Source organism: Actinokineospora inagensis DSM 44258, assembly GCF_000482865.1.
GTDB lineage: Bacteria > Actinomycetota > Actinomycetes > Mycobacteriales > Pseudonocardiaceae > Actinokineospora > Actinokineospora inagensis.
Window position 1 is genome coordinate 53499 of the sequence record NZ_AXWW01000032.1, and the last position, 21270, is coordinate 74768.

The 21270-nt window shown below is 70.6% G+C and carries 20 protein-coding genes and 2 pseudogenes; 11 read left to right on the forward strand and 11 right to left on the reverse strand.

From position 1 onward, the window contains the following. Positions 1 to 197: 197 nt before the first annotated feature. The 4 genes from H504_RS0114215 to H504_RS0114230 are packed head-to-tail and all read right to left on the reverse strand — an operon-like array spanning position 198 to position 5118. Positions 198 to 2330, reverse strand: a complete 2133-nt coding sequence (locus tag H504_RS0114215) for a xanthine dehydrogenase family protein molybdopterin-binding subunit (protein ID WP_026423325.1) — start codon at positions 2328 to 2330, stop codon at positions 198 to 200. Between the two features lie 38 nt (positions 2331 to 2368). Then, positions 2369 to 3364: an FAD binding domain-containing protein gene (locus tag H504_RS0114220; RefSeq protein WP_035304331.1), complete on the reverse strand. Its 996-nt coding sequence runs from the start codon at positions 3362 to 3364 to the stop codon at positions 2369 to 2371. Beyond that, entirely contained in the window at positions 3354 to 3881 is a 528-nt protein-coding gene (locus H504_RS0114225) for a (2Fe-2S)-binding protein (RefSeq protein WP_051385833.1), read from the reverse strand. Before H504_RS0114225 ends, H504_RS0114220 begins: the two co-directional genes overlap by 11 nt. Before the next feature lie 22 nt (positions 3882 to 3903). Continuing rightward, on the reverse strand, positions 3904 to 5118 hold the full coding sequence (locus H504_RS0114230; RefSeq protein WP_026423328.1) for an MFS transporter: 1215 nt from the start codon (positions 5116 to 5118) through the stop codon (positions 3904 to 3906). 92 nt (positions 5119 to 5210) lie between these two features. Here H504_RS0114230 and H504_RS35000 point away from each other — a divergent pair, with 92 nt between their 5' ends. Next, positions 5211 to 5768, forward strand: coding sequence for a MarR family winged helix-turn-helix transcriptional regulator (locus tag H504_RS35000; RefSeq protein WP_051385834.1), 558 nt, complete (start codon positions 5211 to 5213; stop codon positions 5766 to 5768). Between the two features lie 69 nt (positions 5769 to 5837). On the opposite strand, the gene H504_RS0114240 is transcribed toward H504_RS35000, so the two are convergent. From H504_RS0114240 to H504_RS0114270, 7 genes are read right to left on the reverse strand one after another with little or no spacing between them, the layout of a single operon-like run. Beyond that, positions 5838 to 6653 carry a methyltransferase domain-containing protein gene (locus H504_RS0114240; protein WP_026423329.1) on the reverse strand — a complete coding sequence of 272 codons (816 nt, stop codon included), beginning with the start codon at positions 6651 to 6653 and terminating at the stop codon, positions 5838 to 5840. Then, on the reverse strand, positions 6650 to 7483 hold the full coding sequence (locus H504_RS35005) for a haloacid dehalogenase-like hydrolase (RefSeq protein ID WP_051385835.1): 834 nt from the start codon (positions 7481 to 7483) through the stop codon (positions 6650 to 6652). The genes H504_RS0114240 and H504_RS35005 overlap by 4 nt, the downstream gene beginning before the upstream one ends. A gap of 4 nt (positions 7484 to 7487) precedes the next feature. Continuing rightward, positions 7488 to 8204 carry an AAA family ATPase gene (locus H504_RS0114250; RefSeq protein WP_084467689.1) on the reverse strand — a complete coding sequence of 239 codons (717 nt, stop codon included), beginning with the start codon at positions 8202 to 8204 and terminating at the stop codon, positions 7488 to 7490. Next, on the reverse strand, positions 8201 to 9214 hold the full coding sequence (locus H504_RS0114255; protein WP_051385836.1) for an AvrD family protein: 1014 nt from the start codon (positions 9212 to 9214) through the stop codon (positions 8201 to 8203). The genes H504_RS0114250 and H504_RS0114255 overlap by 4 nt, the downstream gene beginning before the upstream one ends. 1 nt (position 9215) lies before the next feature. Next, on the reverse strand, positions 9216 to 9485 hold the full coding sequence (locus tag H504_RS0114260) for an acyl carrier protein (RefSeq protein ID WP_026423332.1): 270 nt from the start codon (positions 9483 to 9485) through the stop codon (positions 9216 to 9218). Then, complete coding sequence (locus H504_RS0114265; RefSeq protein ID WP_026423333.1) at positions 9479 to 10204, reverse strand: SDR family NAD(P)-dependent oxidoreductase; 726 nt, start codon at positions 10202 to 10204, stop codon at positions 9479 to 9481. The genes H504_RS0114260 and H504_RS0114265 overlap by 7 nt, the downstream gene beginning before the upstream one ends. After that, the gene (locus H504_RS0114270; protein ID WP_035304333.1) at positions 10201 to 11547 is read right to left on the reverse strand and encodes a class I adenylate-forming enzyme family protein; all 1347 of its coding nucleotides are present in this window, start codon (positions 11545 to 11547) and stop codon (positions 10201 to 10203) included. The genes H504_RS0114265 and H504_RS0114270 overlap by 4 nt, the downstream gene beginning before the upstream one ends. 256 nt (positions 11548 to 11803) lie before the next feature. Between H504_RS0114270 and H504_RS0114275 the strand changes: the two genes are divergently transcribed. From H504_RS0114275 to H504_RS0114315, 10 genes and pseudogenes are all read left to right on the forward strand, one after another. Then, the gene (locus tag H504_RS0114275; protein WP_245614241.1) at positions 11804 to 12241 is read left to right on the forward strand and encodes a helix-turn-helix domain-containing protein; all 438 of its coding nucleotides are present in this window, start codon (positions 11804 to 11806) and stop codon (positions 12239 to 12241) included. 81 nt (positions 12242 to 12322) lie between these two features. Beyond that, positions 12323 to 12631, forward strand: coding sequence for an IS3 family transposase (locus H504_RS42410; RefSeq protein WP_026423336.1), 309 nt, complete (start codon positions 12323 to 12325; stop codon positions 12629 to 12631). Further along, positions 12628 to 13257: a hypothetical protein gene (locus H504_RS42415; RefSeq protein ID WP_211239319.1), complete on the forward strand. Its 630-nt coding sequence runs from the start codon at positions 12628 to 12630 to the stop codon at positions 13255 to 13257. Before H504_RS42410 ends, H504_RS42415 begins: the two co-directional genes overlap by 4 nt. Continuing rightward, positions 13197 to 14541, forward strand: a pseudogene (locus H504_RS35010) (IS30 family transposase). Before H504_RS42415 ends, H504_RS35010 begins: the two are co-directional and overlap by 61 nt. 7 nt (positions 14542 to 14548) lie before the next feature. Continuing rightward, positions 14549 to 14839 (forward strand): annotated as a pseudogene (locus tag H504_RS0114290) (integrase core domain-containing protein); the annotation flags it as partial. 932 nt (positions 14840 to 15771) lie between these two features. Then, complete coding sequence (locus H504_RS38670) at positions 15772 to 16290, forward strand: RNA polymerase sigma factor (protein WP_169735390.1); 519 nt, start codon at positions 15772 to 15774, stop codon at positions 16288 to 16290. Next, positions 16287 to 18125 carry a S8 family serine peptidase gene (locus H504_RS38675; RefSeq protein ID WP_026423339.1) on the forward strand — a complete coding sequence of 613 codons (1839 nt, stop codon included), beginning with the start codon at positions 16287 to 16289 and terminating at the stop codon, positions 18123 to 18125. The genes H504_RS38670 and H504_RS38675 overlap by 4 nt, the downstream gene beginning before the upstream one ends. Positions 18126 to 18341: 216 nt before the next feature. Further along, complete coding sequence (locus tag H504_RS0114305) at positions 18342 to 19442, forward strand: integrase core domain-containing protein (RefSeq protein ID WP_026423340.1); 1101 nt, start codon at positions 18342 to 18344, stop codon at positions 19440 to 19442. Further along, complete coding sequence (locus H504_RS35025) at positions 19432 to 19830, forward strand: A24 family peptidase (protein WP_051385837.1); 399 nt, start codon at positions 19432 to 19434, stop codon at positions 19828 to 19830. The genes H504_RS0114305 and H504_RS35025 overlap by 11 nt, the downstream gene beginning before the upstream one ends. 109 nt (positions 19831 to 19939) lie before the next feature. After that, the gene (locus H504_RS0114315; protein ID WP_245614242.1) at positions 19940 to 21163 is read left to right on the forward strand and encodes a tyrosine-type recombinase/integrase; all 1224 of its coding nucleotides are present in this window, start codon (positions 19940 to 19942) and stop codon (positions 21161 to 21163) included. Positions 21164 to 21270: the final 107 nt, after the last annotated feature.

Sequence of the window (21270 nt, forward strand, 5' to 3'; positions counted from 1 at the left end):
GTCGAAAGTGAAGCCGCCCTGGGTCCTGGTCTGCCACAGGAGCGGATCCCATTGCACCGCCGGGAAAGGTCCGCCACAGCCCATCGGCGCCACGGCGGTCGCGATCACCATGGAGGTGAACGCGGAAGCCAGGCGCGCCCTGAATCTCCTCTCTCCCGCCACCCACCCCCTCATCCCCACCCGGTATCGGCCGGGGATCACAGGAGGTTCTCCGGGGTGATGGGCAGGGAGCGGATTCGCTTGCCGGTGGCGTGGAAGACGGCGTTGGCGATGGCGGGGGCGACGCCGACGGCGCCCAGCTCGCCGATCCCCCGGGCGCCGATGGCACCGGAGTGCGGGTCGTGCTCGCCGACGAAGGCCACCTCCAGCTCGCCGACGTCGGCCTGGGTGGCGACCAGGTAGCCCGCCAGGTCCTTGCTGACGAACCGACCCAGCTCGTGGTCCAGTGTGGACTGTTCGAGCAGGGCCTGGCCGATGCCCCAGATCAGGCCGCCGGTCATCTGGCCGCGCGCGGTGAGCGGGTTGATGATCCGGCCCGCGTTGTAGACGGCGACGAGCCTGCGCACCCGGCAGGTGCCGAAGTCCTCGTCCACCGCGACCTCGGCGAACACCGCGCCGAAGCTGTGCAGGGAATGGCCGGTGTCGGTGGGCGTGAAGCTCCCGTCCGCGGTGACCTCGACCAGGTCGTGCTCGGCGAACAGGTCGGCGAGGTCGACGACGCGGTCCGGGTCGCCGTCCAGTTCCAGAGTGGTGCCGGTCAACGAGACCGCGTCGGCTCCGGCCAGCTCGGCGAGCTGGGCCGTGAGGGTGGTGGCGGCGGCGGAGATGGCCGATCCCACGCTCAACGTGGTGGAGGAACCGGCGGTCATGCCGGTCTCGGGCAGGTCGGTGTCGCCGAGGCGCAGCGTGACCTGATCGGCCGGACAGCCCAGCACGTCGGCGGCCACCTGCGGCAGGATCGTGTAGGTGCCGGTGCCGATCTCCTGGCAGCCCGCCTCCACCACCACCGTCCCGTCCACCCGCAGGCGCACCCTGGCCGACGCGGGAAACCGGAAGGTCGCCATGACCGCGCTCGCCATCCCCCAGCCGACCAGGTCGTGCCCGTCGCGCACGCTGCGCGGCGCCAGCGGCCTGCGCTCCCAGCCGAAGCGGCGGGCGCCCTCGCGGTAGCAGGCGCGCAGGTCCTTGGCGGCGAACGGCAGCCCGCTGGTGGGGTCGACGTCGGCGTGGTTGCGCAGCCGCAGCCACAGCGGGTCGACCCCGAGCTCGTGCGCGAGCTCGTCCATGAGGGACTCGGTGGCGAACGCGCCGGGTCCCTCGTGCGGGGCGCGCATGGGGGTGGGCAGGATGGTGTTGACCGGCGCGATCCGGTGGCTGGTGCGGATCGCGGGGGCGGCGTAGAGCACGCGGGTGGCGTTCGCGGCCATCTCCACGTACCCGCCGTAGGTGGCGGTGGGGCTGACCGAGTCGTGCTCCAGCGCGGCGATCCGCCCGGTCCGGTGGGCGGCGACGGTGATCCGCTGACGGGTGGGCGGCTGGTAGCCGTGCGAGGTGAAGCTCTGCGCCCTGGTCAGCACCAGCCGGACCGCGCCACCGAGGTGCACGGCGGTCATCGCGGCGATGATCTGGTGCGGCCACACGTAACCCTTGGCCCCGAAGCCGCCGCCGGTGTACTCGGCCACGACCCGGATGTCCTCCCTCGGCAGCCCCAACACCGACGACAGCACCGTCCGAACGCCGAACACCCCCTGCGTGGCGTCCCGGACGAACAGTCGCCCGTCCCGCCACTCGGCGTGCGTCGCGGAGGGCTCCAGCGGGCTGTGGTGCCGGGCGGCGGTCGTGTACACCCTGGCCAGGGTGACCTCGGCGGGCTCGGGCGTGCCGACGTTCGTGTCGGCGGGCCCCCAGCGCGGCGGCGGCGAGGGGACGACCAGGTCGGTGACGGCGGTGAAGTCGGTGATCGCCGCGCGGACCTCGTAGTCGACCCGCACCAGGTCCGCCGCGGCCCGCGCGTGGTCGAGCGTGTCCGCCACCACGACGGCGACCGGTTCGCCGTCGTAGTGGACCTCGTTGTCCTGCAACGGAAGTCTGCCGCCGTAGGGCGCGCCGACGGGCGGGGCGAGCCTCGGGGCGTTCTCGTGGGTGAGCACGGCGACGACGCCGGGTGCCGCCGACGCCGCCGTCGTGTCCACTGTGGAGATCGTGGCGGCGGGCACGGTCGCGGTGACCAGCGCGAGGTGCCGCAGGTCCGGGCCGGGGTGATCGGCGGCATACCGGGCGACGCCCGCGACCTTCGCCGGACCGTCGACGCGGGTCCGAGCCCGGCTCATCCGATCCTCCTTCATCTCATGCTCCCGCGCGGGCACGGTCATCGGTGGCTGCCCGCGGCGCGGAGGGCACGGACCGCGGCGCGGGCGGCCAGTTCCACTTTGAACACGGCCCCCGGCAAGGGGTCGGCCGCGGCGAAGGCGGTGTCGATCGCCGATCGGACCGCGGGGGCGCCCAGTTCGAGTCCGACCAACGCGGACTCCGCCTCGGTCAGCCGCCAGGGGTGACCGGCGACCCCGCCCACGGCGAGCCGGGCCGACCGGATCACGCAGCCGTCGAGGACGACCTCGGCGGCGCAGGAGACCAGCGCGAACTCGAAGGACGCCCGTTCCCGCACCTTGAGGTAGGCCGACCGGCTCCCCGCGGCCACCGGCGGCACGGCGACGGCGGTGACCAGGTCTCCTTGGCGGAGCACGGTTTCGGCGTCCGGGCGGTAGAACTCGGTGACCGGGATGGTCCGCTCCCCCGCCCGCGACTCGACCAGCACCTCGGCGTCCAGCGCGGCCAACGCGACGGCCAGGTCGGACGGGTGGGTGGCGACGCAGTCCGGGTCCGCGGTGAAGACGGCGGTGCCGCGCTGGACCCCGCGCCGGGCAGCGCACCCGCTGCCGGGGGACCGTTTCGCGCAGGGCGTGGGCGCCTCGGCCCGGAAGTACGGGCAGCGGGTCCGTTGCGCGAGGTTGCCCGCCACCGTCCCCAGGTTCCGGACCTGCGGCGAGGCGGACAGTTCGAGGGCCTGCGCGATCACCGGGTAGGTGGCCCGCACCCACCCGTCGGCGGCCACGTCGGCCATCCGCGCCAGCGCGTCCAGCACGATCCCCGGCCCGCCGAGCGGCGGCCGGGGCTCGACGCGCACCGCCTGGCCGCGCAGGGCGGCGAGGTCGACGAGCAGGGGCGTGCGGTCGACACCGGAGCGCAGCAGGGTGACCAGGTCCGTGCCGCCCGCGATGGGCTTGGCCCCGGGGGTGTCCAGGAGGGTGAGGGCGTGGGCGGTGTCGGCGGCGCGCACGTAGTCGAACCCGGTGTCAGCGGGCATGGGCCGGGTCCACGGGGTCCGCCTGCGCCGCTTCCTGGATCGCGGCGATGATCTGAGGGTAGGCGGCGCAGCGGCAGAGGTTGCCGCTCATCCACTCCCGGATTCGGTGCGGTGCGGTCGCGTTCCCCTCGGCGATGCAGGCCGCAGCCGCCATCACCTGGCCCGGGGTGCAGAAACCGCACTGCAGGGCGTCGTTGGCGACGAACGCGCGTTGCACCGGGTGCGGGTTCTCGGGCGTGCCGAGACCTTCCACCGTGGTCACGTCGTGCCCGTCCTGCATCACGGCCAGGGTGAGGCAGGCGTTGACCCGGCGGCCGTCCACGTGGACGGTGCAGGCGCCGCACTCGCCCCGGTCGCAGCCCTTCTTGGTGCCGGTGAGGCCGATGACCTCGCGCAGGGCATCGAGCAGGGTCATCCGCGGCTCGACGACGAGGTGGTGCTCCACGCCGTTGACGCGGAGGGAAACCCTTGCGGTGACGGGTATCGCGGTGCGGTTCTCGGTTGCCTGCTCGGTCATCGTCCCTCCTTTCGCGGCGGGGTCACGGCTTCGTCGGTCGGGGCAGGGAATGCTGGTAGACGAGGGCGCCCAGGAGTGCCGCGGCGGCGCCGACCACGGGGATCCAGGGGAAGCCCGCGGAGGACAGCAGCAGGCCGCCCGCCGCGGAGCCGAGCGAGGTGCCCAGGTACATGAAGAAGCTGTTCCAGGCCATGACCGAACCGCTCGCGGTGGGGAAGGCGGCGACCAGGCGGGACTGGTAGGCGGGCAGGCACGGGTAGGCGGCCAGGGCGAACAGGCCCAGCGCGGCCAGCAGCAGCCAGGTGGGGGCGTGCAGGAGCAGGTCGACGACCAGCAGCGTCGCGGCGATCAGGATCAGGCTGGTGGTGGCGACCACGCGGGAGCCGAACCGGTCGGCCAGGCGTCCGCCGCCGAGGCTGCCCGCCACGGCGCCCAGGCCGTAGACGATCAGCGCGGTGGCGATGGCCCCGGTGGACAGGCCCGCGACATCGGCCAGACCGCTGCCGAGGTAGGTGTAGAAGGAGTACACGGCGAACGCCCAGATCCCGGTGACCGAGACCGCGCGCAGCTTGCGGATCAGCGGGACCTTCTCCGCGGTCTGGCCCGCGGCGGCGACCGGGGCGCCACGCGGCCAGGTGAAGCGGTTGACCACGGCCAGGATCGCGGCCAGCGCGCCCAGGCCCACGAACGGTGCCTGCCAGCCCCAGACCGAGGCGACGGCGGTGCCGGTGGGGGCGCCGGTGGTGAGCGAGATCAGGAACCCCGCCATGGCGATGGACATCCAGGCGCCGCGGCGGGCGGGCGGGGCGGACTGGCCGACCAGCGCCAGCAGCGAGGGCGTGACCCCGGCGGCGAACAGGCCCGCGACCACGCGAGCGGCCAGCAGCAGGCCGAAGCCGGGGGCGAGCACGGTCAGCACGTTGGCGACGGCGAACCCGGTAAGGCCGATGACGAGCACGGTCCGGCGGCCCGCGCGGTCGGCCAGCGCGCCGCCGAGCGGGGCGCCGAGCATGTAGGCCAGGGAGAACACGGTGACCGTGGAGCCCGCGGCGCCGGGCGAGACGTGGAACTCGCCTGCGATGGCGGGCAGCAGCGGGGACACCACGAACAGGTCGGTGCCGATGACCAGCAGGGTCAGGAAGGCGACCGCCACGGCCACGGGGCGGCCGGTGCCCGCGTCGGGCGGCTGGGTCGGTGGTGCGCCGGTTGTCGGGTCGGTGGTGCTGGTGGAGCTCATGCGGCTCTCCTGCGGGGTTGCTTCGCTGGCGTTTATTTTTCCAGCATACTATATCCGAGCGAAATACCCTTGGGGTGAAGTACCCTGGCCGGGTGAGCGAACGCGATGACGTCGACCGGATGCTCGGGGAGTGGGGCTGGTCCGACTACGACCTGGACCTGCGGCAGATGGCCGTGTCCAAGCGGATCAGCCTGCTGGCGCGGCACCTGGAACGGCTCGCGGTCGACACCCTCGCGCCGTTCGGCCTCGACCCCGGCGAGTTCGAGGTGCTGGCCATCCTGCTGCGCAGCGGACCGGCGCACGAGCTGTCCCCCAGCGCGCTCAACCGCTGGCTGATGATCTCCGGCGGCGGCCTCACCAAGCGGCTGGTCCGGTTGGAGGACCGTGCCTTGGTCGCCCGCAGGCTCGACCCCGGCGACCGCCGGTCGCTGCTCGTCGCGCTCACCCCCGCCGGTGTCGACCTCGGCGAACGGGCCGTGCACGCGCACTCCGCGGCGACCGCCGACGTGATCGACCGGGTGGGCCCGGAGGCCCGCGAGCAGCTGTCCGCGCTGCTGCGCGACCTGCTGCTCGCCCAGGACGGACCCGGCACCCCCGACCCGGTCGACCCGGTCGACCCGGTCAAGCGGGCCGACGCGGTCACGAGCTGACCCGACCGCCGACCCGATCCGCCCCCGCGCGCCGCGCCCACGGCAGGCGCGAGGAAGGTCATGCGGCGGTCAGCGGGTGGCGCCGAGCAGGAAGCCGGTGAGGGAGGCGAAGAAGCGGCCCCGGTCCTCGGCCTCGTGCAGCGGCGCCCACCAGGACGCCAACCGGTCCTCGGTCAACGCCAGCTGGCCCGACGCCGACGCCGCGGTGAGGCGTCCTTCCAACGAGGCGCGGAAGAAGTCGAACGGCAACCGGACCGTGTAGGGGGTGACCGTGACATCGCGCAGGCCCCGGTCCAGGAACCGGCGGGGCAGGCCGCGGCCGATCCAGCCGTGCTGGTGACCGTCGACCCAGGCGGACACCACCGCCCGCGTGGTGCGCCGGTCGGGGTGGTCCACGGCGAGGGTCTCGAAGTCGTAGTCGAACACGGCGAGCCTGCCGCCCGGGCGCAGCACCCGGATCAGCTCGTCGTCGGCGGCGTCGATGTCGTCGCAGTGCTGGCGGACGAGCTTGGCCCGGACCCCGTCGAAGGCGCCGTCGGCGTGCCGCAGGGCGCGCATGTCGGCGACCTCGAAGTCGACCGGCAGCTCGAGCCCGGCCGAGCGCTCGGCCGCGGTGCGCACCATGGCCGCGCTGATGTCGGTGCCCAGCACCCGGCCGCCCGCGCCGACCAGCGCGGCCAGCTCGCGGGCGTCGTCGCCGGTGCCGCACCCGATGTCCAGCACGGACGCCCCGGCCAGGTCGCCGAGCGCGCCCGCCAGGCCGCGGCGGACCGCGGCGTACTCGGGCAGGGCGTTGGCGACGTCCATGAAGGTGACGAACCAGGACGCGTCCGCGGCGTGGTCGACGGCGGTGAACTCGCCGACGTTGCCCAGTGTCCCTGTCATGATCGGCTCCTCGTGAGTCGGTCGGCACGGTGGCCGAGGTAGGTGACCGCGGCCAGCACCCGGCGGTGCTCGTCGGGCCGGGGCGGCAGTTCGAGCTTGGTGAACAGGTTGCGCACGTGGGCCTCGACCGTCTTCGGGCTCAGCCGCAGCCGCCCGCAGATGGCGAGGTTGGAGCAACCGCGCGCGAGCAGGTCGAGCACCTGCAGCTCGCGGTGGGTCAACTTCGACAGGCAGCCGCGGCCGCGGGTGTCCACCGCCATGTGCGACCAGCGCGGCCACCCGTGCGCGGCGGCCGCGGCGGCGAGGACCTCGTCGTCGCCCACCACCACGGGCGAACCCACCTTCCGCAGCAGGGAAAGGTCGCGGGCCCGGCCGCCGTAGGCGTACGACGCGGCGAGGTCGACGCCGTGCTCGTCGGCGAACCCGCGCAGCCCGCCCACCGGGACGGTCTCCCCGGTGTAGCGGCCGTCGCGGACGACCGGCTCCGCGCAGACGACCGCGTCGGCGCCGACGAACGCGGCGATCGGCGCCAGGCAGGCGGGAACCGAGTCGGCGACGAGCACCACCGGCTCACCCGCCCGGCCGTGCCGCCGCAGCGCGGTCAGCACCGGCTCGTGGAACAGCCCGCCCCGCCGGTGCCAGTAGGCGAACCAGGCCGCGCCGCGGTCGGCCAGCCCGGCCGCGTCCAGGCCCGCGAGCGCGCGGTGACCGGCGCCTGCCCGCCGCGGCGCGGGCGTGGGCCGGACCGGGTCGAACGCGAGCAGGTCGGGCAGGCTCGCCGTGGTGATCAGCGTGTGGTCGACGGCGAAGAACGCCGCGGTGCGCGCCACCGGCCTAGGCGAGCGCGGGCTTCGCGCGCTCGGTCTCCAGCCGCAGGTCCAGCCGGGCGTACTCGGCCGAGGCCAGCTCGATCGCCTCGTCCGCCGACCGCACCCTGGGCAGGTCGAACAGCTCGGCGATCCGGGTCAGCCGCTCCCGGACCGGGCCGCCGACCACGTGGTGCGGCACGCCGATCTCGGTCAGCGTGTCCAGCAGCATGGTGTCGCACTCGTCGCGGAAGTCCTGGTTCATCGGCCGGTGCCCGTCGCCGAGGATGCCCAGCTCGTTGCGCAGGTGCACGACCGCGTCGAAGCTCTGCGCGACGTGCTGCTTGAACGCGTGCCCGTACTGGGCGACGACCTGCTCGAAGAACAGCATCTCCGCGGACAGCTCGGCGCGCGGCACCGGCGCCAGGTGCGCGGTCGCGCTCGGGTTCATCCCGTAGCGGACCCGGACCGCGCCGTAGATCCACTCCTGCAGCGAGGACCCGTCGGAGATGAACCCGTCGGGCATGGTGGCCTCGTGCACCGCCCTGCCGACGTGCCTGCGCATCGCCAGCTGCAGGAACTCCGCCGGGGTCACCTCCCACAGCGCCTTGCCCGGCACCGCGTCCGGCATGATCTCCCGGATGGTCTTGGCCAGTGTGCGCGGCACACCGGTGTAGTGCGACAGCGCCATCACGGTGAACGTCTTGCCCGACGAGTACGTGCCGGACACCGCGAGCCTGATCATCGTCCGTTCCCCTCCCGCCCGCGGTCGGCGGGCAGCTCGTGTGCCAGGGAGCTGCGCAGCTCGACGCCGCCGAGCTCCCCGTCGATGTCGACGTTGCGCCAGGTGCCGCCGCGCACCGCGAGCAGGTGGCTGCCGCGGATCGCCGTGCGGGCGGGCATCCGCCGTTCCCACGGCCGCGCGGCGCGCGCGGCGGACAGCGTAGTGTTCAGCATCCACAGCGTGTTGGACTCGCCCCGGGCGACCCGGTCCATCCGGTACATGAGTACCTGCGCGAGCTGCAGGCAGACCACGAAACAGTCCACGAAGGACACTCCAGGGCCGTACCCGGCGCCGAGGCCGGTCCACGCCCGGTCGCCGTCCACGCCGACCGACGCGGTGGCCGCGTCGGCGGTGACCTCGACGTCGTCGAGCAGTTGCCCCCTGGTCTGGAACCCGGTACCGAAGTAGCGATCCGCCGCCGGGCCGAGCACGTCATCGATGCTCGCGTGCCGTCCCGGCCGGGCCGGGCCGTTCGACGCGTCGTGCTCGATCTCCAGCCGGGCCCGCATGGCACCGACCTGGGTGTCCACAACGGACACGACAAGCCCGGGGCCGACCGGTTCGGCGGCGACCCGCCGGGCCGAGGCGGGCAAGCCGATCAGGTCTTCCTGCGGGGTGAGACCGGCCCGCAACACGGCCTTGCGCAACCACATCCGTTCCCCGGCGGCGCCGTCGAGTCCGAGCGCGCTCGCCAGGTGGGCCTCGGCCAGCTGCGCGCCGAGCACCAGGATGTCGACACTGCTCAGGTGCGGACGGAGATCGACACCGGTCTTCTTCCGCGACCAGTCCGCCGGGTAGGTCATGTCCACGACCGCGGTCGCGTCCTCGTCGGGTGTGCCGGGGAGCACGACGTCGGCGACGGTGTAGTCGGCGCGCCGGTAGCCCGCGCCGAAGAAGCGACCGGCCGCCGGGCCGAGCACCTCCTCGATGCCACCCAACCGCAGCGGGGCCAGCAGTTCCCGCGCGGCCACGTCAGGCCACCGGGGCGGCCAGCGCCCGGTCGTAGGCGTCGGCGATGTCCTCGACGGTGCGCATGTCCACAATGGACGCCTCGCCGCCGGTGAACGGGTCCACGCCGGTGGCCGACTCCAGCGCGATGACCAGCCTGGCCAGCATCAGCGAGTTCAGCCCCAGCTCGTGCAGCGCGCCGCTCGGCGTGACGGTGTCGCCGCCCGCCTCCAGCAGCAGGTCGCCGATCTCGCGGGCGACCAGGGCGCGGATGTCCTGCGTGGTGTTCAGCATGAGATTCCTCCATCGACGACGAGGGTCTGCCCGGTCACGGCCGAGGCCGCGGGCGAGACCAGGTACAGCACCGCGCCCGCGACATCCGCCGCGGTGGCGACGGCGCCCAGCGGGGTGCGCTTGGCGATCCGCTCTCGGTGCTCCGCGCTGACCGAGGCGGTCAGCTCGGAGTCGAAGAACCCGGGGACGACGGAGTTGACCCGGATCCCGAAGGCGCCCAGCTCCACGGCCAGCGCCCGGGTGAAACCGTCCAGGCCGGCCTTGGTCGCGGTGTAGACGGCGACACCGCGGTAGCCGCGCCGGGAGTTGATCGAGGAGATGTTGACGACCTGCCCGCCACCGGTCCTGGTCATTTCCCGCACACAGGCCTGGGTGAGCACGATCGGGCCGAGCAGGTTCGTCTCGACCATCCGCACCGCCTCGACCTGCGGCATGGTGGCGAACAGGCCCTTGTGCAGCACGGCGGCGTTGTTCACCAGCAGATCGATGCCGCCCATCCGGGCCGCGACGTCGCGGGCGAAGCCGCGCAGCGCGTCGCCGTCGGCCGCGTCCAGCGACGCCCAGTGGAACCGGTCCCCCGCCGAGCGGAGGGTGTCGGCGATGAAGTCGTTGAGGGTGCGGCTGAAGGTGGCCACCCGCCAACCGTCGTCGAGCAGCTGTCGGACCAGGACCCGGCCCAGACCCCTGCTGCCGCCGCTGACCAGCGCGACGCCGCTCACGACGCGCTCCTGGTCTTCTTCATCCGGTCCGAGTGCAGCGGGCCGTCGGCCACCTCGACCACGACCGGCGTCTTGTAGCCGTCCAGCCTGCCCCGGCAGAACTCGCGGACCCGGCGGGTCAGCTGCCGCGGGTCCTCGTCCCGGGTGAGCCGGACGGTGGCCCGCACGACCATGCCGGTGACCGGGTTGGGCGCGCCCGCGACGGTGGCCTCGGCGATGCCGGGCACCTGCAGCAGCACGTCCTCGACCTCGCCGGGGTAGACCTTCTCGCCGCCCACGTTGATCACCTCGGAGCGGCGGCCCAGGATGCGCAGCCACTCGCCGTCGGTCTCCACCGCGTCCTGGGTGTCGAAGAACCCGTCGGCGTCGAAGGGCGCGGGGGCGTTGAGGTAGCCGAGCATGGCCATCTCGGAGCGGATCCGCAGCGTCCCGTCCACGACCTTGTGCTCGAAGCCCGCCGCGCCCAGCTGCACCCACAGCGAGCCGTCGCCGCGTGAGCGGGTCGGCAGGATGCCCAGCTCGGACAGCCCGTAGGTCTGCTTGAGCCGCGCGTCCGGCAGCGCGTCGGCGACGGCGCGCAGGGTGCGCGGCGGCATCGGCTCGGTGCCGTAGGTGAGCAGCTCCAGGCTGGTGGTGTCGTGCCGGTCGAGCGCGCCGGAGATCAGCACCATGTTGAGGAAGGTGGGGGTGGTCGGCAGGACCTGGACCCGGTGCTCGGCGATGGCGGCGAAGACGGTGTCCGGGTCGCGCTCGGCGACGGTGATCAGCGCGCCGCCCTGGCCGAGGGTGTGCAGCAGGGTGTTGATGCCGCCGATGTGGTCGAGGTTGAGGAACGACAGCGTGCGCAACGGGCGCTTGGGTGGGCCGTAGCGGTCGAGCACGCGGTGGAAGTCGAGCACGGACGCCTTGCTACGCCCGGAGGTCCCGGAGCTGAACAGCACCAGGCCGGGGGCGCCGTCCGCGCGCAGCCGCCGGTAGAGCTCGTGGTCGGCGGCGCGCCCGGTACCGGTGACCGACGGCTCGCCGTCGACCGTGACCACGGTCTGGACCTGCGCGATCTCGTGGAACTCCGCACGCTTGGCCGGTGGCACGGTGGTCAGCGGCACGACGACCGCGCCGCGTTCGACCAGGGCGAGCAGCGCCCCGCAGGCCTGCGGGGAGTGGGCGGCGTGCAGCGCGACGACCTCACCGGCGCGGACGCCGTGCTCGTCGAACCGGTGTCGCCACCGGGCGAGCGAGTCGAGCAGCCGCGGGTAGCCGTAGCGCTCGCCGTGGTGGACCACCGCGTCCCGGTCGCCGAAGTCGGCGAGCCGGGCCAGGAACGGGTGCGCCAAGATCCTCATCCCCCATCGGTGCCAGTGCCGCGAGAGCCGCGGCCAGTTGACGGGTTCAACCGGGCGGTTCACGGCCGCGCCGGATTGATCCCGCCCGAGACGGGCGTAGGGTCGCTGACAGGCATCAGCGCCGAGTGATTTCGTCTAGCAGTTGAGTTGGATCAACTATCGGTTGCATCTCGACCGTAGGACGGGCGCTGCCGGCTGGGCAATGTGCCCCCGATCACATGATCGTCTCAACTCTCAGTTGATAGACTGCGCCCGGATGGAGCCGGAGGTCGACATGTCAGCAGAACCGGACGGCCTGGCCGAGCGCCTGGACACCCTCTTCCGCACCAGCAGGCCGCACGGCAGACGCTGGACCAACGACGAGGTCGCCGCCAACCTCAAGGCGGCCAACCCCACCCTGCGCGTCAGCGGCGCCTACCTCTCGGCCATCCGCACCGGCAAACGGGCCAACCCGTCCCCGGACCTCCTGCAGTCCCTGGCCACCTTCTTCGGCGTCTCCCCGGCCTACTTCGTCGACCCGGACCACGCCGACACCACCGCCCGCCAACTGGCCATGCTCGACGAACTCCGCCAGTCCGGCGTCCGCTCCATCGCCCTGCGCGCGGTCGGCCTGCCGGAGGAGAGCCTGCACGCGGTCGCCGCGGTACTCGACGAGATCCGCAAGGCACAGGGACTTCCCCCGGTCGGCGAGTGACCGGGTCTCGATTGGGTCTGCTGCACCGACAGGTGACGCCTGAGTTGGCTGGCCGTGAGGCTGGCCTGGGAGGATGTCGCTGTGCCCAAGCCTTATCCGCAGGAGTTCCGCGATGACGTCGTGCGGGTTGCTCGTGAGCGTGACCCGGATATGACGGTCGAGCAGATCGCGAAGGACTTCGGGGTTCATCCGATGACGTTGTTCACGTGGCTGCGTCAGGCCGAGGTCGACGAGGGCGTCAAGACGGGTGTCACCCGCGGTGAATCGGCCGAGTTGCGGGAACTGCGACGTCGGAACAGGTTGTTGGAGCAGGAGAACGAGGTGTTGCGTCGTGCGGCGGCTTATCTGTCGCAGGCGAATCTGCCGGGAAAAGGATCTACCCGCTGGTGAGCGAGTTGGCCGCGGACGGGATTCCCGTCGCGGTGACGTGCCGGGTCTTGAAACTTGCTCGACAGCCCTACTATCGGTGGCTCGCCTGCCCGGTCACCGACGCCGAACTGGCCGAGGCGTATCGGGCGGACGCGCTGTTCGACGCTCACCGCGATGACCCGGAGTTCGGTTACCAGTTCCTGGCCGACGAGGCCCGAGCTGCCGGGCGGCCGATGGCCGAGCGCACCGCTTGGAAGATCTGTTCCGGCATGGGCTGGTGGAGTGGGTTCAGCAAGAACAAGTGTCGAGGCAGGAGCGGCATGCCAGGACCAGCGACACACGACGACCTTGTCCAGCGCGACTTCACCACCGAGGGCCCGAATCGGTTGTGGCTGGCCGATATCACCGAACACCGCACCGGCGAGGGCAAGCTCTACCTGTGCGGGCGGATTCAACTGGTCGTCGCAACACCCTCTGATGTCGGAGGTGGTCGACGATGGCGACGGCGGACTGGAGCAAGAAGACCAGCGATGTGCCGGAGGGTGCGCGTCGGCAGTGGCGCGCGGATCGGGCGTTGCGGCCCGCGATGCGCTCGCCCGGGCGGCCTGAGCCTTCGCGGGCGGTGCAACGGCAGTTCTGGCGTCTGATCGCGACGGGCATCACGTCGGCCGAGGCCGCGGTGGCGGTGGGCGTGTCCGTGCCGGTCGGGACCCGCTGGTTTCGCCACGCTGGTGGCATGCCACCGATCTCGCTTGCCGCGCCTACCGGCCGCTACCTGTCTTTCGAGGAGCGTGAGGAGATAGCGCTTCTGCGCGCAAAGCAGGCCGGCGTGCGTGTGATCGGGCGTGTGATCGGGCGCGATCCCGGGACGATCTCCCGCGAGTTGCGCCGCAACGCGGCTACCCGAGGCGGTAAGCAGGAGTATCGGGCGTTGGTGGCGCAGTGGAAGGCTCAGCAGGCGGCGAAGCGTCCTAAAACGGCGAGGCTCGCGGCCGACGACCGGTTGCGTGAGTACGTCCAGGAGCGCCTCGCCGGCAAAGTCCGCCGGCCGGACGGCACCGTCGTCGGGCCAGAGCCGTCGGCGTGGAAGGGGCTGAACAAGCCATCGGCAGGATCGGCGGTGGGCGACGGCGTGGAGTCCGGAGCAGATCTCGCACCGGCTGAAGCTCGACTTCGCCGATGATGAGTCCATGCGCATCAGCCACGAGGCGATCTACCAGTCACTGTTCATCCAGGGCCGTGGCGCACTCACACGCGAGCTGGTCACCTGCCTGCGAACAGGCCGCGCTCTGCGACAGCCACGGGCTCGAACGCAGAACCGCCCGCAAGGGCATGTCGGTGCCGACGTCGTGTTCTCCGAGCGGCCCGCCGAAGCCGCTGACCGCGCCGTTCCGGGGCACTGGGAGGGCGACCTGATCATTGGCACCGGCCGGTCGGCGATCGGCACGATCGTCGAACGCAAGAGCCGCTCGACGTTGCTGGTGCATTTGCCCCGGCTGGAGGGTTGGGGTGAGAACCCGCCCGTCAAGAACGGTCCTGCGTTGGGCGGCTACGGCGCCGTCGCGATGAACGCCGCGCTCATCGCGTCGATGACCAAGCTTCCCGGACAGCTCCGCAAGACGCTCACATGGGACCGCGGCAAAGAACTCTCCGCACATGCCCAGTTCACGCTCGAGACGGGCACGAAGGTGTTCTTCGCCGACCCCCACTCGCCCTGGCAGCGGCCGACGAACGAGAACACCAACGGACTGCTGCGCCAGTACTTCCCGAAAGGCACGGACCTCTCCCGCTGGTCCGCCGAGGACCTCGACGCCGTCGCTATCGCGCTCAACAACCGACCCCGAAAGAGCCTCGACTGGAAGACTCCAGCCGAGGTCCTCGAGCAACAGATACTCTCCCTCCAACAACCCGGTGTTGCAACGACCAATTGAACCCAGGCAATTTCGATCACGAAAGTTCGTCCGCGCCCTGAACCGGCACAACATGATCGGATCGATGGGCCGAGTCGGCGCCGCAGGCGACAACGCCGCCATGGAGAGCTTCTTCGCGTTGCTGCAGAACAACGTACTCAACCGGCGCACTTGGTCCACCCGTGATGAGCTGCGGATCGCGATCGTCACCTGGATCGAACACACCTACCACCGCCGCAGACGCCAAACCGCCCTCGGCAGGTTGACCCCCATCGAATACGAAGCAATTATGACCACGCCAGCCAGTCAGGCTGCGTGACTACAACTGTCACCTACTCGTGCAGCAGACCCCTGTCGACTTCCCGGTACCTCCCGCTGACAGGAGAACGAAGCTCCCCGAAGTTCCCACCAACTCCTCGAGTAGCACTGGGGCCTTCACATCCCCCTCGGCCCACCACCGCTCATCCGCCACTGGTAGCAGGAACCCGTCGCAGTCGAGCAACACAGGCGAGCCCACCGGCAGGACGTACCGACGAAGCGGCACCATCGACCCCACCATGAAGCTCCCGCCTGCCGGTTCCGAACGAGGTGCCATACAGCATGCACCACGACGCTCCACACGGTGAGCACAACGCGTCCGCCGAACCGACTTTCCGTGTTCGTGCATGCACTTGGCGGCATGACCTCATCACCTGGACGGTGTGGTTGACCTGCTGGATGTCGAGCGCTGCTGCCAGGGCGTGGTAGTCGGGGACAGCGGGCGAGTCTGGGAGAACCTCGCGTTGGTTCGGCTCGCTGCGATGTGAATGCTCCGATCAGGTACTTGTCACCGGCTACAGCCGTCTCCCTTGCGGCACGCTCCGGCGGCAACCGCCGGGAGCGCGGTGGCTGGTTTCCGCTGAACCGACCGGGTGCTTAAACAGGTTTCGGTCTAGGCCCGATGTCATGGTGTGATGACTAGTTCCGGGAGACTCGCCGCATGGTTCGGTCCACCGATTGTGGCGGGCGCGGGCCTGTGGTCCTGGCAGGCCGCCTGCGGGTGTGCTGCGTTGGCGGTGGCCGGGCTGGCGGGCGAGTACCTGAGCGGTTGGACACTTCTGCGTCTGGTCGAACGTGCGCCAGCCGGTACCACCCTCGAGGTGCGGCCGAGCCGGGGTTCTCCGGGTATCCACGTCAGGGTTGGTCAGCGGCGCCCACCTCGGCGGGAGGGCCGGGATGGTCCGACGGATTCCTGAGGAACACGCGGAGGAGGTGGCCGAATTGTTCCAACACACAGCCGAAGGGCTGCACCTCCATGCGCTCCGTCTCAACCAGGGCGACCCGGCCTCGGCGGAAGACCTGGTCCAGGAGGTGTTTCAGGCTGCGGCCCTGGCTTGGGCGACCCTGCGTTGCCTTGATAGCGACCGGCGGCGGGCCTGGTTGTTCAGAGTCTTGCAGAACAAGTCGATCGACAGGTGGCGAAGCTCGGCCTGCGATGCGCCTCTGGCTGACATGGTCGTCTCGACTGCGGCCGAGGACACCTACCACCGCGCCATTCACTCGATCCTGCTTGAACGCTGCTGGAAGCTCCTGCGGTCCATGCCTACTGCCCGTTTCCGGGTTGCCTATCTGACTTGGCACGAGGATATGACCACCGGGGAGATCGCCGAGCATCTCGGGATCGCTCCAACTACGGTCCGCGTGCACCGCAAGCACGCCCGCGACGAGATCATCGAGACCATCGGCCCCGATGTTCCGTTCCTCGGGTGCGCGGGAGAGGAGGAGGAGTGAAAGACGAGAACCCGATAGACCAGGGGCTGACCACCCTACTCCACACCGTCACCTCCACACCGCTTGACGATGACCCGCCGTACGACCTGGCAGGCGGCTTGACCAGGCTCACCGCCTGGATGGCGGAGGAGCGAGTGGCCCAACCCGTCTCCGGCAACCGGGCGAAGGATGTATCGCAGGCGACCGTCCTATCGGCCGATGTGCTTGTACGGCACCGCGCCAGGATCCTCAACCCGTCCACAGCGGTGCCGGGCGAGCGCGGCAGGCGCCCCGACACCACCGCCTACCGGTCCAACACGCTGCTTATGCCGCTGGCCCTCATTCGCGACGATGCGGCCATGGCGCGCTTCAACGAGGTGCTCGTCCCGCTGGGGGTTGAGCTGGTCGTACAGTTGCCGGACTCTGCGGACTGGAGTGAGGCCCTGGAGACCTTCGACGACTGGTACGCCTATCCGGTACTGCTGCACGTTCGTCCGGATGCGATCGTCGAGCATGCCCCGGACCCGTGGACCGTGCTCGCCAACCTGCGCCGGGTCTTCGGACACGACGCGCTGCGTGGCGTTGGTCTGGAGCACCTGGCGCTGGCCGCCTCGGTCGGCATGTCTGGCCACGCCCACGGTGTCGGCTCTCCATTTGGCAATGGCGTCCCCTTCGGCAACGGCGTGCCGTTCGGCAATGGCGTGCCCTTCGGCAACGGTGTCCCCATTGAGAACAGAGTCCCCTTCAGCAACGGCGTTCCGTTCGATGGCGTGCCGTTCGGCAACGAACTCAGCGCCGTTGCATTGGGCGACGACTCCCGCAACGCGGTGCGGTTGTTCCTGCCGAAGCCGACCCGGCGCGCCCCGGCCGACCTGGCGTTGGGTCGCCGCCCGGTCGTCGCGGTGCTCGACACCGGTATCGGTGAGCACCCGTGGTTGACCGTCGGCGCGGTCGGCACCGACCCGGTGGTCGAGGTGTCGGAGGAGTTCCAGGGGCTGCTGGCCGACCTGGAGACCACGCTGACCGACGAGAGCGGCGGCGCGCTGCCCTCGCTCGCCTCGCCCAACGACGAGCGCGACGTGCTGCAGCCGCTGCTGGGCATCACCGACTCGCACTCCGGGCACGGCACCTTCGTCACCGGGCTGGTCTTCCAGAACTGCCCGGACGCGCGGGTGCTGTCGCTGCGGGTGCTGCACACCGACGGCGTCACCACCGACGGCTCGGTGCTGCTGGCCCTGGAGTGGCTGCGCCGGCGGGTTCATCGGGCGCTGGCGGGCAACCGGCCCGACGAGGTCGTCGACGTCGTGTCGATCTCGCTGGGCTTCTACCCCGAGCACACCGACCACAACACCGGCCTGCAGTTGGCCGAGGCGGTGCGCAAGCTGACCGACCTCGGTGTCGTCGTGGTCGCCGCCGCGGGCAACGACGCGACCACCCGGCCGTTCGTGCCCGCCGCGATGGCGCTCAACTCCGACGGGTCCAACACCGGCAACCCGCTGCTGATCGCGGTCGGCGCGCTCAACCCGTCGGGCAAGTCCGTCGCCGCGTTCAGCAACGAGGGCGACTGGGTCACCCGGTGGGCCCCCGGCAACGCCGTGGTCAGCACCGTCCCGCTGTGGCAGGGCGCGCGAAAGCCAGTGGGCTCCAACCCATCGGAACAAGCTGCCATCAACAGACCCACTGGTTTCGCGGTAGGGGCTGGGACCTCGTTCGCCGCGTCGGCAGTCGCGGGCAAGATCGCTACGTGCCTGGCAGACATGGACGACGCGGCAACTATCGAAGATCGAAACGCCCGTGCCGTACGAGCCCGTGACCGGTGCGATAGTGACCTCGCCGCGATCGGCTGGTACTTCTAGGCGGCAGACTACCTACTATGACTGTCATTCGCCGAGTCCGACTGAGACACGTGGCAGAGAGAGGCGAGGATGCTGGCGGCGCGAGTTGGTACGCCCCTGCCAGCCCCGGGTGGTCAGTGGCCAGCGTCTGTCGAGCCTGGACGTGCCGACTTTACGTCCACGCAGGTCAGCGGGCGTCGGTGGGTGACGGGCTGGCATCGGGCATGATCGTGGCTCGTGTTGGTCCGCTTCGTCTACCTCGCTGTCTCCCATGCCTTCGCCGCGCTGCGACTGTTGCGCATGGCCGACCACGAGAAGGATCTCGAGATCCTTGCGCTGCGCCATCAACTCGCGGTCCTGCGTAGACAACTCGGCGATCAGCGCCCACGGCTGCTGCCCGAGGACAGGGCCTTGCTCGCGATTCTGCTCGCGCCCTTGGCCCGCGCGTCGCTGCGCCGAATCCGACTGTTGGTCAGCCCTGACACTGTGCTGCGGTGGCATCGAGACCTGGTGAAACGCCGACATGCCCACGCGAGTGGGCGTCGTGGGCCTGGACGTCCGCGCACGGTCGCCTCAGTCCGCCGCCTCGTCTTGCGCTTGGCGACGGAGAATCCTTCCTGGGGCTACCGACGCATCCACGGCGAACTCGCCCTCTTGGGCATCACGATCGCCGCATCCACGGTGTGGGAGATCCTCAAAACCGAGGACATCGACCCGGCCCCTCGCCGGACAACCACCACGTGGACGGCTTTCCTCCGATCCCAGGCCGACGCGATCCTGGCGATGGACTTCATCGAGACCATCACCCTGACCGGAGCGCGCCAGTACATACTCGCCGCCATCCACCACACAGGCCGACGCGTCCGCATTCTCGGCACCACCGCACACCCCACCCACACCTGGGTGACACAGGCGATCCGCAACCTGCTCATGGATCTCGAAGACGCCGACACTCCCACGCGAGTCAGATTCCTCATTCGTGACCGCGACACCAGATATCCCGCCATGATCGATGAGGTCCTCAGCACCGCGGGGATCACCACCGTCCTGACCGGTGTCAGGATGCCCCGAATGAACTCGATCACCGAACGCTGGGTCAAGACACTTCGCGCCGAACTCCTGGACCGCGCCCTGATCTGGAACGAGACCCACCTGCGGCACGCGCTACGCGAGTACGAGCGTCACTACAACCAGCACCGAACCCACCGATCGCTAGCCGCCGCAGCGCCCCTGCGAGCATGCCCCCAGCCCCTCGAACCCGACCAGATCGAACGCCTCACCGTACGCCGACTGGACCGAATCGGCGGAGTCATCCACGAGTACCGACATGCCTCTTGAACTGCGTGGACGTAGTTTTCGGCACGCGCACGCGCTCACCGGGGTCCTGTTCGCCGCGTTGGCCTGGCGGACAGGCTGGCACCACGCCTTGGCACCCTTCAGCTACCTCACCGCCGCACTGGTCCCCCTCGCGATCGTGGACCAAGCGGAACACCGACTCCCCAGCGCAATGATCGTCCCCAGCCACATGATCCTCGGCGCGGGCCTCACCGCCGTCGCCGTCCTCGACCCCCACCACGCGAACCTGTCCCGCGCACTGACCGGCATGGCCGTCCTCGCACTGCCCTACCTCGTCCTCGCCCTCACCACCGGCGGCCTCGGCGCCGGAGACCTGTTGACCGAACTACCGGCCGACTGGCGCGGTAGCCGCCGGGGTCACTATCCGTGATTGTCGCAGGTCTATTTGGGTCTCCAAGTGGATCGAGGCTCCCACTGTTGATCTCCTTCTCGTGTTCGGATCGGACGGTCATCGCGCCGAACACGAAGGAAGGTTGACAGTGGACGATTCGTTGCGGGATCTCGCGAGGCTGGTCGTGCCGCGCGTAGGTGCGCTCGTTGAGGTTGGCGAGCCCGTGGTCGGGTTCAGGCTGATGGATGCTGACGGCGTCGACGTGGCCGAGGTGTCGGAGTTCTTGCACGACCTTCGGGCTCGTGACTGGCCGGTGGGCAGTGTGCGATCGTATGGGCTGGCATTGTTGCGGTGGTACCGCTTCCTGTGGGCGATCGGCATCGCGTGGGATCGAGCAAGTCGGGCCGAAGCACGGGACTTCATGCTGTGGCTGGGATCAACACGCAAGCCGGATCGTCCGCGCAAGGCGACCGCACCAGCTCCGGGGTCAGTGAATCCGGTGACTCGTAAGTCGTATCCGAGTCTGTTCTACGCGCCACGGACTCGCCGTCACAATCGGACGGTGGTCCGCATGTTCTACGAGTACCACCGCGTCCAAGGCACTGGCCCGCTGGCCAATCCGATGCCAGACCGGCGCGGGTCCAACGGTGAGCGGGTGAATGCGCACCACAACCCGTTGGAGCCGTTCGTGGCCGGGCGGCGGGCGGACTTCCAGCCGAAGGTGCCGCGCCGGCAACCGCCGAACATCCCGGACGCGGCGTTTGATGCGTTGTTCGCTGCGATGCCCAGTCACCGGGACCGCGCGATCCTGGCGTTCTACATCTCGACCGGTGCTCGCGCGTCGGAGCTGTTGGGCGTGACGTGTGATCGGGTGGATGTCGGGCAGCAGTTGATCGGCGTGATCCGCAAGGGCAGCCGGGATCTTCAGTGGCTGCCGGCGTCGCCGGATTCGTTCGTGTGGCTGCGGTTGTACCAGCAGGAGTTCGCCGGTCGGGTGTCGCGGTCGGGGCAGGCGTGGCTGTGGCAGACGTTGCGTCGCCCATATCGGGCGTTGACGTACGCGGCGATGCGGGCGGTGTTGCAACGCGCGAACGGCACGCTGGGCACGAATTGGTCGTTGCACGATCTTCGGCATTCGGCGGCCAAACGGATGCTGGCCGACCCGAACCTGTCGCTGGTGGATGTGCAGTGGGTGATGGGGCACGCCCACGTCACCACCACCCAGATCTACACCGAGCCCGTGGTGGAAGAGGTGGTGGAGCGGATGCTCATCCACCACCGTACCCGTGCGACGGCAGCGTCAGTGCCGTCGTTGCCGGCCGGCGGGTATCGACCAGAGGTGCTGGCCACGTTGCTGGGAACGCCGCAATGACCACGGTCGAGGCCGAGATCGACACCGCTGGGGGTCCGGACGGGTTGGCGGCGGCGCGGGGCAAGGTGGCGGGCCGGGAGGTCCGCCGCCAGCCGCGGCCCCTGCCC